This window comes from Flavobacterium sp. UBA7682 (assembly GCF_002482945.1).
GTDB lineage: Bacteria > Bacteroidota > Bacteroidia > Flavobacteriales > Flavobacteriaceae > Flavobacterium.
The window spans coordinates 50,006-65,410 of record NZ_DLGY01000009.1 but is presented as its reverse complement, the minus strand read 5'-3'; the positions used below and the strand labels follow the sequence as shown (position 1 = coordinate 65,410).

General features: G+C 36.3%; 15 protein-coding genes. 3 read left to right on the top strand and 12 right to left on the bottom strand.

Translation table 11 applies throughout. The features are described from left to right. Positions 1 to 47: 47 nt before the first annotated feature. Both B3C16_RS01995 and purH read right to left on the bottom strand, forming a co-directional pair. Positions 48 to 1,076: a rod shape-determining protein gene (locus tag B3C16_RS01995; protein ID WP_121312631.1), complete on the bottom strand. Its 1,029-nt coding sequence runs from the start codon at positions 1,074 to 1,076 to the stop codon at positions 48 to 50. 57 nt (positions 1,077 to 1,133) lie between these two features. Beyond that, complete coding sequence (purH, locus tag B3C16_RS01990) at positions 1,134 to 2,660, bottom strand: bifunctional phosphoribosylaminoimidazolecarboxamide formyltransferase/IMP cyclohydrolase (RefSeq protein ID WP_291128238.1); 1,527 nt, start codon at positions 2,658 to 2,660, stop codon at positions 1,134 to 1,136. A gap of 163 nt (positions 2,661 to 2,823) precedes the next feature. Between purH and B3C16_RS01985 the strand changes: the two genes are divergently transcribed. Beyond that, positions 2,824 to 4,080: an ABC transporter permease gene (locus B3C16_RS01985; RefSeq protein WP_291128235.1), complete on the top strand. Its 1,257-nt coding sequence runs from the start codon at positions 2,824 to 2,826 to the stop codon at positions 4,078 to 4,080. A 114-nt stretch (positions 4,081 to 4,194) separates the two neighbouring features. On the opposite strand, the gene accD is transcribed toward B3C16_RS01985, so the two are convergent. The 3 genes from accD to B3C16_RS01970 all read right to left on the bottom strand — a co-directional run bounded on the left by accD (position 4,195) and on the right by B3C16_RS01970 (position 8,791). After that, positions 4,195 to 5,049: an acetyl-CoA carboxylase, carboxyltransferase subunit beta gene (gene accD / locus B3C16_RS01980; RefSeq protein WP_291128232.1), complete on the bottom strand. Its 855-nt coding sequence runs from the start codon at positions 5,047 to 5,049 to the stop codon at positions 4,195 to 4,197. An 80-nt stretch (positions 5,050 to 5,129) separates the two neighbouring features. Further along, positions 5,130 to 6,197, bottom strand: coding sequence for a class II fructose-bisphosphate aldolase (fbaA, locus tag B3C16_RS01975; RefSeq protein WP_121312635.1), 1,068 nt, complete (start codon positions 6,195 to 6,197; stop codon positions 5,130 to 5,132). Between the two features lie 50 nt (positions 6,198 to 6,247). Then, a complete protein-coding gene (locus B3C16_RS01970; RefSeq protein ID WP_291128228.1) occupies positions 6,248 to 8,791 on the bottom strand; it encodes a BamA/TamA family outer membrane protein in 2,544 nt (847 codons plus the stop codon). A gap of 37 nt (positions 8,792 to 8,828) precedes the next feature. On the opposite strand from B3C16_RS01970, the gene B3C16_RS01965 reads away from it, so the two are divergent. After that, positions 8,829 to 9,557, top strand: coding sequence for a TrmH family RNA methyltransferase (locus B3C16_RS01965; protein WP_291128225.1), 729 nt, complete (start codon positions 8,829 to 8,831; stop codon positions 9,555 to 9,557). A gap of 27 nt (positions 9,558 to 9,584) precedes the next feature. Here B3C16_RS01965 and B3C16_RS01960 read toward each other — a convergent pair whose 3' ends face one another. The 4 genes from B3C16_RS01960 to B3C16_RS01945 form a co-directional block, all read right to left on the bottom strand. Then, complete coding sequence (locus B3C16_RS01960; RefSeq protein WP_291128222.1) at positions 9,585 to 10,286, bottom strand: porin family protein; 702 nt, start codon at positions 10,284 to 10,286, stop codon at positions 9,585 to 9,587. 23 nt (positions 10,287 to 10,309) lie between these two features. Next, positions 10,310 to 11,044, bottom strand: a complete 735-nt coding sequence (gene ubiE, locus B3C16_RS01955; RefSeq protein ID WP_291128218.1) for a bifunctional demethylmenaquinone methyltransferase/2-methoxy-6-polyprenyl-1,4-benzoquinol methylase UbiE — start codon at positions 11,042 to 11,044, stop codon at positions 10,310 to 10,312. A gap of 125 nt (positions 11,045 to 11,169) precedes the next feature. Continuing rightward, positions 11,170 to 11,652, bottom strand: a complete 483-nt coding sequence (locus B3C16_RS01950) for a dihydrofolate reductase (protein WP_291128215.1) — start codon at positions 11,650 to 11,652, stop codon at positions 11,170 to 11,172. Then, a complete protein-coding gene (locus B3C16_RS01945; protein ID WP_121312641.1) occupies positions 11,652 to 11,987 on the bottom strand; it encodes a 2TM domain-containing protein in 336 nt (111 codons plus the stop codon). Before B3C16_RS01945 ends, B3C16_RS01950 begins: the two co-directional genes overlap by 1 nt. 239 nt (positions 11,988 to 12,226) lie before the next feature. On the opposite strand from B3C16_RS01945, the gene B3C16_RS01940 reads away from it, so the two are divergent. Continuing rightward, positions 12,227 to 12,523, top strand: coding sequence for an isoamylase early set domain-containing protein (locus tag B3C16_RS01940; protein WP_291128213.1), 297 nt, complete (start codon positions 12,227 to 12,229; stop codon positions 12,521 to 12,523). A 55-nt stretch (positions 12,524 to 12,578) separates the two neighbouring features. On the opposite strand, the gene B3C16_RS01935 is transcribed toward B3C16_RS01940, so the two are convergent. The 3 genes from B3C16_RS01935 to B3C16_RS01925 all read right to left on the bottom strand — a co-directional run bounded on the left by B3C16_RS01935 (position 12,579) and on the right by B3C16_RS01925 (position 15,400). Further along, positions 12,579 to 13,403 (bottom strand): thymidylate synthase, encoded by an 825-nt coding sequence (locus B3C16_RS01935; protein ID WP_291128210.1) that lies wholly within the window; start codon positions 13,401 to 13,403, stop codon positions 12,579 to 12,581. A 103-nt stretch (positions 13,404 to 13,506) separates the two neighbouring features. Further along, entirely contained in the window at positions 13,507 to 14,133 is a 627-nt protein-coding gene (locus B3C16_RS01930; protein WP_121312645.1) for a bifunctional nuclease family protein, read from the bottom strand. Positions 14,134 to 14,431: 298 nt separating this feature from the next. Continuing rightward, a complete protein-coding gene (locus tag B3C16_RS01925) occupies positions 14,432 to 15,400 on the bottom strand; it encodes an electron transfer flavoprotein subunit alpha/FixB family protein (RefSeq protein ID WP_291128205.1) in 969 nt (322 codons plus the stop codon). Positions 15,401 to 15,405: the final 5 nt, after the last annotated feature.

Below are 15,405 nucleotides of genomic sequence, written 5' to 3'. Positions count from 1 at the left end.
AATATCCTCAGAAATAAAGGTAAAAAATAATTAGTCTTATCCGCTGATTATTTAATTAAAATACTTCTGAATTTCGGAATATTTTTAAGCGCCATTCCAGTACCACGAACTACCGCTCTTAATGGATCTTCAGCAATATATACCGGTAAATCTGTTTTTTGAGAAATACGTTTGTCCAAACCTCTCAGCATCGAACCTCCACCAGCAAGATAAATACCTGTATTATAAATATCGGCAGCTAATTCAGGTGGTGTTTGTGATAAGGTTTCCATAATCGCATCTTCGATACGTTGGATAGATTTGTCTAAAGCTTTGGCGATTTCTCTATAGGATACTTCAACTTGTTTTGGTTTTCCGGTCAATAAATCTCTGCCTTGTACCGACATATCATCCGGTGGTGTTTCTAAATCATCCGTAGCCGCTCCAATAGTAATTTTAATTTTCTCAGCAGTGCTTTCCCCAACGAATAAATTGTGTTGGGTTCTCATGTAGTAAACGATATCATTGGTAAAAACGTCACCGGCAATTTTAACCGATTTGTCACAAACAATTCCGCCCAAAGCAATAACCGCAATTTCAGTAGTTCCACCACCAATATCAACAATCATGTTTCCTTTGGGTTGCATAATATCGATACCGATACCAATGGCTGCGGCCATTGGTTCGTGGATTAAGTATACTTCTTTTCCGTTTACGCGCTCACACGATTCTTTTACAGCACGCATTTCTACTTCGGTAATACCCGAAGGGATACAAACGACCATGCGAAGTGCCGGAGTAAACATTTTTTTCTTTAGAGCCGGAATGCTTTTGATGAACATACTGATCATTTTTTCAGATGCATCAAAATCAGCAATAACCCCATCTTTCAAAGGACGAATGGTCTTGATGTTTTCATGGGTTTTACCCTGCATCATATTGGCTTCTTTACCAACCGCTATGATTTTACCTGATATTCGGTCACGAGCTACAATTGAGGGGCTATCAATTACAACTTTGTCATTGTGAATTATCAGTGTGTTTGCTGTACCAAGGTCAATTGCTATATCCTCGGTCATGAAATCAAAAAATCCCATAAGTCTTTTAAGGGTTTAAACGTTTATATAAAATTTTAACGCACAAAGTTAAACAAATTAATGTTTAAAATGACGTGTGCCTGTAAATACCATCGCAACTTTATTTTCGTTGCAAAAATTAATGCTCAACTCATCTTTTATCGAACCGCCGGGTTGAATAACCGCCGTAATTCCTGCGTTGTGAGCAATTTCTACACAATCCGGAAAAGGGAAAAATGCATCACTTGCCATTACAGCACCGTTCAAATCAAATCCAAAAGTGTTTGCTTTTTCAATTGCTTGTTTCAAAGCATCTACTCGCGAAGTTTGACCGGTTCCCGATGCTACTAATGTACTGTTTTTTGCAAATACAATCGTGTTTGATTTGGTATTTTTACAAATTTTTGAAGCAAATAATAAATCATCAATTTCTTGTTCACTAGGCTTTGTAGTAGTAACGTAATTTAGGTGTGTTTTATTGTCCGTAATGTTGTTTCTATCTTGTACTAATAAACCGTTCAAACAGGTTCTTACTTGACGGTTTGGCAATGCTACATCATGTTGCACTAAAAGAATTCTGTTTTTCTTTTCAGATAAAATGACAATGGCTTCGTCATCATAACTTGGCGCGATTACAACTTCGCAGAATAAGCTGTTGATTTCATTGGCTGTTGCCGAATCGATTTTATTGTTAGCAATCAAAACACCGCCAAAAGCAGAAGTCGGATCACCCGCTAAGGCTGCTAAATAAGCTTCTTTCATTGTGCTTCTTGTTGCCAATCCGCAAGCATTGTTGTGTTTTAAGATGGCGAAGGTTGGTTCGTTTTCTTTGAATTCTAATATTAAGTTTACCGCAGCATCAACGTCTAACAAATTGTTGTATGACAATTCTTTACCGTGTAATTTGGTGAACATTTTGTCAAATTCGCCAAAGAAAAATCCTTTTTGATGTGGATTTTCTCCATAACGCAATACTTGTCCGTTATCAATACTGGCTTTAAAAATCGTTTCATCTGTATTGAAATAATTGAAAATAGCACTGTCATAATTTGAAGAAACATGAAATGCTTTTGAGGCCATCATTTTTCTTTGTTCCAATGTCGTAGCGCCATTTTGAGTCGATATCAAATCCAACAAAAGAGCATATTCATTTACCGAAGCTACAATTACAGTGTCTTTGAAATTTTTCGCTGCAGCACGAATCAAAGAAATCCCACCGATATCAATTTTTTCTATAATATCTGCTTCACTTGCTCCTGAAGCTACCGTTTTTTCAAATGGGTATAAATCCACAATCACTAAGTCAATTTGAGGAATGTCAAACTCCTTCATTTGTTCTACATCCGAAGAATTGTCTTGACGATTTAAGATGCCGCCAAAAATTTTTGGATGTAATGTTTTTACTCTTCCGCCAAGAATTTCCGGGAACGAAGTGATTTTTTCAACAGGAACTACAGAAATTCCTAATTTATTGATGAATTCTTCAGTTCCACCCGTTGAATAAAGGGTTACATTTTGTTCGTGTAGTTGGCGAACAATTGGCTCTAAACCGTCTTTTGAAAAGACTGAAATTAAGGCTGATTGGATTGTTTTTTGTGTGCTCATTGTGTAGTTGTGTTTAAGGGGACAAAAGTAGTTTTTTTAATGGCAAAATTCAAGCAAGAATTGTAACAATATTTTGTTTTTTGACACAAATAAGTCTGTGTACAAAACAATAGGGATTTTCAATATTTTTATTGAAATTTACCATGACTAAAATCAGCGATAAATGTTACTCTACCTAAGACTGCTAAAAGAAAGTTTTGCCTTTGCCATGAATGCTTTGCGAAACAATAAATTGCGTACGATGCTTTCCTTATTAGGCGTTACCATTGGAATATTTTCCATCATTGCGGTTTTAGCAGCAGTAGATTCTTTAGATCGCAAAATAAAAGATGATTTAAGCTCGCTAGATAAAAATACCATTTATTTGACAAGCATGTCTTTCGGTCCAACTGATATTCCGAGATGGAAGCGCGACCAATTTCCAAAAGTAAGTTATGATGAATACCAATATTTAAAGAATTCTTTGAATAATGTAGAAGACGTTTGTTTTCAATATTTTACTTTAAACCAAACCTTAAAATTTGAAGCCAATACAGTGGATAATGTAAATATGGTTCCGGTTACTTCTGAGTTTACGGATATTCAAAGAATGGAATTTTCTTCAGGACGATTTTTCAACGAGTCAGAGTCCAATTCAGGGAAACAAGTGGTGGTTTTAGGACACGATATTGCTGAGTCACTTTTTGGAGCTGTTGATCCGCTTGGGAAATCGATTCGTATGTATGGACAAGAATTTACCATAATTGGTGTCACCAAAAAGAAAGGTGAATCCGCTATCGGTGTTGGTGGAGGCGATGATGCATCTGCTTTTTTACCTTCTAATTTTTTGAGAAGAATTTATGGTGATAACAACCCAAAAGTGTCAGCTATTATTATCATAAAACCGGAAAAAGATATTGATATTGAAGCGTTAAAAGGTGAAATTACTCAAAAACTACGCAATTTTAGAGGCGTAAAACAAGGCGATATTGACAACTTTTTTATCAGTGTGCTTTCCGGATTTGCTGATTTGATTGATGGTGCTATCGGGCAAGTAAGGGTTGGTGGAATTCTAATCAGTGTTTTGTCGTTTTTGGTAGGCGGATTTGGAATTGCCAATATCATGTTTGTTTCGGTAAAAGAACGAACCAGTTTAATCGGAATTCAGAAATCATTGGGTGCCAAAAACAAGTTTATCCTATTGCAGTTCTTATTTGAAGCGATTATACTTTGTTTGATTGGTGGAATGATTGGTTTGCTTATTGTTTGGCTTTTAGCCATGCTGATGACCAATGTGCTGGAATTTGAATTCATATTGGGCTTTAACAATATAATCATCGGAACCGGATTGTCAGCAGTAGTGGGATTAATTTCCGGAATTTTACCAGCTATTTCAGCCTCTAAATTAGATCCGGTGGAAGCGATAAGAAGTGGGCAATAGATGAGTGTTCACAGTTCAATTGCAGTTTTCAGTTTCCTGTAAATCAAATATAAAGCATAATAAAGGCACAAAATATATTTTTTGTGCCTTTATTTTTTACTTCTTTAGAAGTTATTATCTTATCTCCTGATTCAAAATCAAATCGATATATAAGTTGATTTTGTCTTTCAGTTCTTTTCTTGGTGCGATAAAATCAAGGAAACCGTGATCTAAAACGAATTCAGCCGTTTGAAAACCTTCCGGTAAATCTTTTCCGGTTGTATCACGAACAACTCTTGGTCCGGCAAATCCAATCAAAGCACCAGGTTCAGAGATATTGATGTCGCCTAACATCGCATAAGAAGCTGTTGTTCCTCCGGTAGTTGGATCAGTACACAATGAAATGTATGGGATTTTAGCTTCGGCCAATTGGGCTAATTTTGCGGAAGTTTTGGCCAATTGCATTAAAGAATAAGCCGCTTCCATCATACGAGCACCACCCGATTTAGATATCATTACAAAAGGGATTTTGTTTTTGATGGAATAATCAATACCTCGAGCAATTTTTTCACCTACAACAGCACCCATTGAACCTCCGATAAAGGCAAAGTCCATACAACAAACGACCAAGTCTTTACCTTTTGATTTTCCGACGCCCGTTCTAACAGCATCCTTCAATCCTGTCTTGTCGATAGCGTCTTTTAATCGGTCAGCATATTTTTTGGTATCCACAAAATTCAAAGGATCTTTAGAAGTCATTTTGGCATCTAACTCTATGAATTCATTATTGTCAAACAAAATTTCGAAGTATTCTTTACTGCCAATTCTTACGTGGAAATCATCTTCCGGACTTACCCATAGATTTCTAGCCAATTCGTCTTGGTCAATAATTTTTCCGGTAGGCGATTTGTACCAAAGTCCTTTAGGAACGTCTTTCTTATCTTCTGTTGCGGTGGTAATCCCTTTTTCTGTTCTTTTAAACCAAGCCATAATTTTATAGTTATGAGTTAAAAGTTATAAGTTATGAGTTAAAAGCATCAGCTTATAACTCATAATTCATAACTCATAATTTATAATGTGTTTACGTTATTTAAGTCAGCAAATGCTTGCTCTAATCTCGTGTTGAAAGTTACTTCACCTTCACGAATCCATTTTCTTGGATCATAGTGTTTTTTGTTAGGTGAATCAGCGCCTTCTGGACTTCCGATTTGGGTTCTTAAATAATCAATTTTTGAAGTCATATAATCTCTGATGCCTTCGGTGAAAGCAAATTGTAAGTCGGTATCAATGTTCATTTTGATTACCCCATAAGAAATCGCTTCTCTGATTTCTTCCAAAGTCGAACCTGAACCACCATGGAAAACAAAGTCAACCGGATTTGTTCCGGTGCTGAATTTATTTTGAACATAATCTTGAGAGTTTTTCAAGATTTTCGGCGTCAATTTTACGTTGCCCGGTTTGTAAACACCGTGTACGTTTCCAAAAGCTGCAGCGATAGTGAATTTAGGAGAGATTTTCATCAACTCTTCATAAGCGTAAGCTACTTCATCAGGTTGGGTGTATAATTTTGAGCTATCCACATCTGAATTGTCAACACCATCTTCTTCACCACCGGTAATTCCTAATTCGATTTCTAAAGTCATGCCCATTTTGCTCATACGAGCTAAGTATTCTTTACAGATTTCGATGTTTTCTTCGATAGGCTCTTCAGATAAATCAATCATGTGTGAAGAGTATAATGGTTTTCCGGTTTCTGCGAAATGTTTTTCAGAAGCATCAAGCAAACCGTCAATCCAAGGCAATAATTTTTTGGCACAATGGTCAGTATGAAGAATCACAGTCGCGCCATAAGCTTCCGCTAAAGTATGAATGTGTTTGGCTCCGGCAATTCCACCGGCAATGGCTGCTTTTTCGCCAACATTTGACAATCCTTTTCCGGCATTAAACTGTGCGCCACCATTGGAAAATTGAATAATCACGGGTGCGTTTAATTTAGCGGCCGTTTCTAAAACGCCATTGATAGTACTCGAACCTATTACGTTTACCGCGGGAAGTGCGAATCCTTTTTCTTTAGCATAGTTGAAAATCGCTTGTACTTCATCTCCGGTTGCAACTCCTGGTTTGATATTGTGAGCCATTGTTTTGTGTCGTTTTTAAGTTAAGGTTACAAAAATAATAATTTCTAATTTTAGAAAGGATAATTTATTCCAATATTTAGAACTGATTTGTTAAAACGTATTTCTCTGAACCATCTTTCATTTTCTTCCAATGCCGGGTTATAGGTTTTAAATCCTAAATCCAATCGAATGATGAAGAAATTGAAGTCGTATCGGAATCCGAATCCGGTACCGACCGCTATATTTTCGAGTGATTTTAATCCGTTAAAAATATAATCTTCTTCTTCAGTATTGTCCAATACATTCCAAATATTACCCACATCAGAAAAGAGCGCGCCGTTTAATTTTTGAAAAATGTTAAATCTAAACTCAGCACTAAAAGTCAGTTTCATATTCGCTTCATTAAAATCTAAAAAGCTACCACTTGCACCCGGCCCTAAACTATAAGATTGCCAAGCCCTGATATCATTGGTTCCTCCGGCAAAGTAACTTCGTGAAAAAGGAACGTCATCCGAATTTCCGTAAGGAATCGCTATGCCTCCAAAAGCTTTAACAGCCACCACTTTTTTTCGACTCAAATCCCAATGTTTGATGTACTCAAATTCGGTTTTGATGTATTGAGAAAATTCGACGTCCAAAAAGGTATTGGCGCCATTTTGATTTTTTAATTGCTCAGAAGCTTTTGCGATTAATGCCAGTACATTTCCGGCAGATTCTACTTTGGCTTTGATGGCATAAAATTCGTTGTCGAATAAATCTTTTTTGGATGTTTTGGTAAAAGTAACATTCGAAGCAAAAATTAAGTTGTTCTCAATCAATCTTGCTCTCCTTTCTACGATACTCAATAACGATTTGGCATCCGCTAAAGTTACCGGTACAAGTCCGTCACCAACATCATCAAAGAACGACAAAACACCGTCTTCGATTCTGAGATTTCCATCTTCAAAATGCGCCGGATTTACGGTTGGATAACTTTGTGCTATTTCGTTAACCGTGTTGTATGAAGATTTGTAAATGTTAAAGTAGTTAGACGGATTCAAATTTTTAACGAACTGTATGTTGATTAAATCAAATTTGAATGTGGTGTTTCTTTTAGGTGTCCAATTATAGCTGAGTGAACTTGTAAAGTTTTGTTTGTCTAATCCGATATTCGTTTGTTTAGAATAACCGACACTCAAAGTGGTATAAGGAATCATTGTTTTCGGAATGATTTTGTCTGTTTTGAAAGGCAAAAAGATACGAGGAAAATTCAACTTGGCATCCACTCCGATTTCGGAAATATTGAAGAAAGTATTGTTTGGATTGGCCAAATCTTTAGACGAACCAATATTGCCTCTAAACCCAATTTCAAACGTTTCGGCTCCATTGAATACATTACGAATGCCTAAAAAAGTATTTCCGGTTATCCCGAAATCCTGAATGTTGGAATGCGTAAAATCCGTGGAAAATCCGAAAGTGTATTTTTTTCTCGGCGTCAAATATACGTTGGCAATCAAACTGTTTTTTTGCGTTGGATCTTCTACATATTGAATCAAAGGATAATTAAACACTTTCAGATTGCTCAAATATCTAGAAGTTACCGAGGTTCTGAAATCTGAAAAATAATTGCCTTTGGTTACAAAAATACCGTCGGTAAGTGCTTTTGGACGGTATTTTAATTTGTTGACACTGTATAAATTGATGTCGTTGTAGGTTACACTATCTTGAATAGCCGCATTGGGATTGGTTGGACTGTGATCAGTAAAAATATTTACTTTACTGATTTTGTACAGTTCAAAAGGTTTTGTAGTGATACTGTCTTCTGTTCTGATACTTTCATCGTCAATGTTTAAATAAACATTAGGCTTGTGCTTTTTACCGATGGTATCAATATCAAAGTTGACATAATTTTGTTGGAAGCGAAAAGCACCATTGTTTCTAAAGTCTTCGGTGATGCGTTTCTTTTCTTCGTTAAAATTACTCGTTTCATATCGTTGACCGGTTTTGATAAATGAATTTCTTTTTCGCAACTCGTAAATGGAATCCAAAGGTTTGCTCGAAATATTAGCGCTAATACTATCAATAATATAAGGCTTTCCGGTATTGATGTCATATTTGAGCTTGACTTTTTTCTGGTCGACGCTGTCAATTTTATATTTGGCTGTTACATCAAAATAACCGCGATTATAATAATAGGATTTCAATCGGCGAATTGATTTTCGGGTACTTGAGGTGTCTAATACTACTGGCGCTTCTCCTGTTTTTCTCAAAAAATCGTCCAGACCTGAATATAAGAAAGATTCTCCTAAACGTTTGACTTGTTTTTTAGAAAGCCATTTGGCTTTGCGGTAATAACGTTTCGGATTTTTAATCATTTTGTCCTTGAACAACGAATCTGATTTTGGCTTTGCCAAATTATAAAGGTTCAAGCGAAGACGATATCCTAAAATAGAGCTGTTTTGTTTTTGATACAACTGATTGGTAATGTCTTCACCATTGTCTTTTTTGTCATCAACGTAAATGTCATTTTTGGTGAGTAGTCTCTTCCCATCAGGAACTCTTTTTGTAGAGTCACAACCAAAGATAATTAGCCCAATTAGAATAAATAGTGATATTTTTGCGATACTCTTTTTCAAGTGGTGTGAAATATTTAATTCAAAAATACAGTATTTTATGGTTAGTAAAAACCAAATAAAATTAATTACCAGTCTTCAACATAAAAAATACCGAAACGAGCATCAATTGTTTATAGCCGAAGGTGTAAAAGTAATACAGGAATTGTTATTATCAAATATAGTTTTGGAACATTTATTCGTTACAGAAGCTATTTTTGAAAAGATTAATTCGTCGCAAAAAACAGGGATTAATGAGGCTGAAATGAAAAGAATTTCGGTCTTAACTTCACCGAGTTCTTGCCTCGCTATTTTCAAAATCCCGAAAGTTGCCAAAATCGAAGAGAAAGGGTTAATTATCGCTTTAGATGATATTCGCGATCCGGGAAATTTAGGTACGATTATCCGACTTTGTGACTGGTTTGGTGTTAAACAATTGGTTTGTTCCAATGAAACTGTCGATGTCTACAACCCAAAGGTAATTCAGGCAACGATGGGTTCGATTACCAGAGTCAATGTAAGTTATGTGGATTTGAATGAATTTGTTTCCCATACTTCGCTTCCGGTTTTCGGGACGTTCATGGATGGAAAGAATATTTACAAAGAAACTTTACCAGCAGACGGCGTTTTAATTTTTGGTAATGAAGCCAATGGAATTTCTCCAACTTTAGAAAAAAGCATCAAAAACAGAATCGCAATTCCGAGATTTGGAGATGTGCAACAAACCGAAAGTTTGAATGTAGCTACAGCAACGGCTATATTTTTAAGCGAATTCAGAAGGAACCAATAACTTTTTTAACCGACAACAGATAACTGACTAGTGGAAAGTAAAGTTGATTAAAACCGCACGGGTTTTCAAAGACTCCACGTTTCCTGTCCACGGACTATTCGGGTCGTCATCGCGGATTAACTCATCATTAAATCCGAATACACCTCTGATAGAAGGCGAAAATTTGAAGTATTCAAAGTATAAATCAATACCAAAACCAACAGTGTAGTTTTGTGTCCAAGGTTTTACCCTGAATTTTTGCTCCGAGTTGTCGTCTTTTGATTTGGAATTACTCGATAAATTTAACGTGCTTCCAACGCCGCCAAGTAAGTAAGGCCTAACGTTTCCGGTTCGCAAAGAAGAAAACTTTAACATTAAAGGAAAGTCAATATAAGTGGCTTTTACTTCTCTTAAAGCATCTCTCTCATCGGTGAATCCTGAGTAAGTCAATGTTCTGCTGGCATAATACAAACCCGGTTCGAAACGCAATTCTACATATTCGTGCAATCTCAACACGCCAACCAATCCAACATTAAAACCACTATTGCCTTTTACGTTAATATCTTGTCCGGGTACTTTGTAATCGGTTTTGAAATCGAAGGTACTAAAACCTAAAAAGTAACCCCAATAGACTCTTTGCTTGTCAAAATTCTCTAAGTTAACAATAGGGTCTTTGGCAAAAGTACCTTTTCCAAATTGCGCTTGCGCAGTAAGGTTAAATAGGACAAAAAGGACAATTAATTTCTTCATTATAATGCTGACAACTCAGTTTTTTATTTTTTTGTGGCGGTATAAATGGTCGCTACTCCAAACGTTTGTGGCATGGCTTTACAATCTATAAACGAAATTTTTTGCAAAATATTGTTTAAGGCTTCGCCAAAAGGAAAATTAGCGGCTGATTCTGACAGATAACCATAAGCCTTGTTGTCTTTTGAAAATAGTTTTCCGATTAACGGAAGAATAAATTTGGTATAAAAACCATATCCTTGCTTGAATGGAAATTTCGTGGGAACCGAAGTTTCTAAAATCACAAAAATGCCGTTGGGTTTTAAAACCCTGTAAATTTCAGCCAAACCTTTTTCTAAAGTTTCAAAATTTCTGATACCAAAAGAAACCGTAATGGCGTCAAAATAATTGTCAGGATAAGGAATGTTTTCGCTGTCTCCAACGACCATTTCTATTTTGTCTGACAAGTTTTTGTCGAGAATTTTTTTCTTACCTACTTCCAGCATGCCAACCGATAAATCTAAACCGATAATTTTCTTAGCAGCCGTTGATTCGGCCATCATAATCGCTAAGTCTCCGGTTCCGGTGGCAATGTCAAGGGCAATTTCAGGATTTTTGGCTTTGACCAATTCAATTACTTTCTTTCTCCATTTGACATCAATTCCCATCGAAATGACCCTGTTCAAACCGTCATATTCTCCCGAAATGGTATCAAACATTTGGGTGACTTGTTCTTTTTTACCTAAAGTTGATTCTTTATAAGGTGTAATTTGCTTTGACATTCTCGAATTTTTAACTACGTTCAGTTCGTCTCGCTTTTAAAGACGAAACTCGGGTGACAAATATAAGCCAATATTTTAATTGCCCTAAAACTTATCATTTTCTTTAAGAATTGTGGAACGGAATATTATTTTCGAACAAAGGTTTGGAAAGTAAAATCGAATTGGTTTCGCTCGTCTTTTGGATGGAACTCCGAAAAAACCAATTGCCATTCGTCTAAATTAATCTCCGGAAAAAAAGTATCGGCTTCAAAGGAATGATGTACACGAGTAATGTCAACTTTATCTGCTATGGCTATCGATTGCTTGTAGATTTGGCCTCCACCAATTACAAAAACGTCTTCTTCTTTGGGACAAACTTCAATGGCTTTTTCCAAGGAATCAACTACAATGCAACCTTCGGGTTGGTAGTTTTTTTGGCGTGAAATAACAACATGCGTTCTATTGGGTAACGGTTTTGGAAAACTTTCAAAAGTCTTTCTGCCCATAATGATATAATGTCCAGAAGTCAACGCTTTGAATCTTTTGAAATCCTCTGGCAAATGCCAAAGTAATTGATTGTCTTTGCCAAGCGCATTGTTTTCCGCTACAGCGGCTATGAGTGTAATCATTATGGTGTTGGGTTTGAATTCTCCAAGTCGTTTTTCAGTTTTTCGATTTTCTTGGTTTGTTTGAGCATTAGCTTGTCTATTTGTGCTCTTTCCCAGTTTTTATTCATAAAGCTATCTGTAATGAGTACTTTAATGATATGGAAAATAAAAATACAAGACCAAACGGTCACAATCCAAATCCACCAATTGGTTTCATCGTGAAAGTTCAACCAATGATTGGCTACAAATAAAAACAGACTGCTAATAGCCAGAACAATAAAATGTACAAACAAACGCTTTTTTTGTTTGATTCTGTCTCTCGCATATTCATATAATTCGTGTTGATTATTTTCCATACAGCCGAAATTTGTGCCTTAAAGGTAGAATTTATTTTTAAAATGTTAAAATATCATTTTGAGATAATGTATTACGAAACCGATTTCTTAATCAAAGATGTAAAATTTAAGGGTCTATTAATTGTAAATCTTCTTTTAAATTGGCTATGTTTTTAGCAATGTCATAAAAATAAATTGGCTTGTAAAACCTATAAAAAAATCGCTTTACTTTGCTTCAGTAATCTATAAATGAATTAGTTATGGCTATCAAGAAACAAGTTATAAAAACAAAACCGGTTGTTAAAGTTACCTTTTCAATCGAGGCAAAAGAAGCAAATACAGCAGCAGTAGTAGGAGATTTTAACAACTGGAATCCATCGGAAGGTGAATTATCAAAATTGAAAAACGGAACTTTTAAAGCTACTTTTGATTTACCAAAAGACAATTCTTTCGAATTTAAATATTTAGTGGACGGAACTTATGTAAACGATCCTGAGGCAGACAGTTATGCGTATAACGAATTTGCCGGTGCAGAAAATAGTGTGTTGGCACTATAGGTTTTAATTTTGGTTAGAAGTAAAAATCCGTCTCGATTTGAGACGGATTTTTTTATTATATCGCCACAGCGCCTTTAATATGAGGATGCGGATCATAATCCACTAGAGTAAAGTCTTCAAAAGTAAAGTCGAAAATATTTTTTACTTCAGGGTTTAAAATCATTTTGGGTAATGGTCTTGGTTCGCGTGACAATTGCAATTCCACTTGCTCGAAATGGTTGTTGTAAATGTGAGCATCGCCAAAAGTGTGGATGAATTCTCCAACCTGTAACTCACAAACTTGAGCAATCATCATAGTAAACAAAGCATAAGAAGCAATGTTAAACGGAACACCTAAGAAAATATCAGCACTTCTTTGGTACAACTGACAAGACAATTTGCCATTGGCTACATAAAACTGAAAGAATGCATGACATGGTGGTAAAGCCGCTTTGCCATTGGCAACATTCTCGGCAAATGATTTAGAAGTGTCCGGCAAAACCGATGGATTCCAAGCGGAAACCAGCATGCGTCTGCTGTTTGGGTTATTTTTTAAAGTCTCGATTAACTCTGCGATTTGGTCGATTTCTTCGCTGTTCCAATTGCGCCATTGGTGACCGTAAACCGGACCTAAATCGCCATTTTCATCAGCCCATTCGTCCCAAATTTTCACACCGTTTTCTTTGAGATACTCAATATTGGTGTCGCCTTTCAAAAACCAAAGCAATTCATAAACAATGGATTTTAAATGCAATTTTTTGGTTGTCACCATCGGGAAACCTTCATTCAAATCAAATCGCATTTGGTAGCCAAAAACACTTTTGGTTCCCGTTCCGGTTCTGTCTCCTTTTTGGCAACCGTTTTCCAAAACGTGTTGCACTAAATCATGGTATTGCTTCATAAAATTATTATAAATGTTGAATGTTGAATGATAAATTAATTCAAAAGATTTATTAGTCTTATGCTTTAGCTAAACCATTTAGCATTCAACATTCAAAATAGTTTTAACTTTCTCTCTTCGAAATTTCGTCTCTTATCTTCGCTGCTTTCTCATAATCTTCGTCCTGAACGGCTTTCTCCAAAGCTTCGTGTAGTTCCGAAAGACTCATGCTAACATACAAATCGCCAGCTTTGCCTTCGTTGTCCAATCCGAAAGTTTCCGGGGTTGATAGAACGCCTTCGTCTTCAATGTTTTGATTTTCGATATCGGTTGGATTCGTGTTGAGGTAAATTCCGGCTTTGTCCAGAATGTTTTTATAGGTAAAAATCGGTGCGTTGAATCGCAGTGCTAAAGCAATAGCATCTGAAGTTCGGGCATCGATAATTTCCTCTATTTTGTCGCGTTCGCAAATGATACTCGAGTAAAAAACACCATCAACTAATTTGTGAATAATCACTTGTTTGACAACAATATCAAATCGGTCGGCAAAACTTTTGAATAAATCATGGGTTAAAGGTCTAGGCGGTTTGATTTCTTTTTCCAAGGCAATAGCAATGGATTGTGCTTCGAAAGCGCCAATGACAATAGGTAATTTTCTCTCGCCGTCGACTTCATTTAAAATCAGAGCATAGGCTCCGTTTTGTGTTTGACTATAAGAAATTCCTTTTATGGTTAGTTTTACTAAACTCATTTAGATTTTAGATTGCTGATATTAGATTTTAGATTTTAAATTGAATAAATGGCACAAAGTTCCCAAGAATTCAATACAAATCCCATTCTAGCCCTGACAGGAGTGTAAATCCTTTTTTTGTTTCACGATACTTTGATTAATATCAAAACTCGAACTGACAAAAAAAGATTGCAACGGATGGCAGGAATATGGTCTGCAAAGTAACAAAAACTTTTCGCTTCAAAAAATGGAAAACACAAAAAAAAGAGTCGTTGAAAATTTTATATTTCGACGACTCTTAGAATGAATTAATAATGGTTTATGCGTTTTGAGCTTTGAAGGCTGCTAGTTTTTGTGTCAAACGTGGCAAAATGTCAAAAGCATCGCCAACAATTCCGTAATCAGCTACTTTGAAGAAAGGCGCTTCGGCATCGGTGTTGATGACTACTTTTACTTTAGAAGAATTGATTCCGGCAATGTGTTGAATTGCTCCCGAAATTCCCACGGCGATATACAAATTGGTCGCTACCGGTTTTCCGGTTTGCCCAACGTGCTCGCTATGAGGTCTCCAACCTAAATCAGATACTGGTTTTGAACAAGCGGTTGCAGCGCCAAGAACAGCGGCTAAATCTTCAATTAAATTCCAGTTTTCCGGACCTTTTAAACCACGACCTCCGGAAACTACGATGTCAGCATCGGCTATGGTTACTTTTCCGGATGATTTTTCTACGGATTCTACTTTTACGTTGAAATCGGCTTCGTTTAAACTTGGCGCGAAATCTTCTTCGGCAGCTGAAGCCGCGCTTTCTACCAAACCGTAAGAGTTTTTAGCTAAGCTTAATACTTTAACGTCAGTGGATATTTCGGTGATGTTAAACGCTTTGTTTGAGAAAGCATTTCTTTTGACTTGGAAAGGCGAAGTGCTCAAAGGCAATCCAACCACATTAGAAGCAAACCCGGCGTCTAAACCAACGGTTACCAATGGCGCCATGTATAAACTGTCGGTGGTTGATGACAATAAAATTACTTTTGCACCTTCTTTTTGAGCGGCTTGTTTTACTACGTCGGCGTAAGCTTTTGCGTTAAAGTTGGCTAACTTGTCGTTAGATACTTTTAACACTTTGTCTACACCATATTTGGATAAATCGGAAACATTTCCGGCGTTCACTGTTACAGCGGTTACGGTTGTTCCTAATGATTCGGCTACTTTTTTGGCATACGACGCCAATTCAAAGGCAACTTTTTTGAATTTTCCGTCTACTGATTCTGCATATATTAATAATGACATGATTT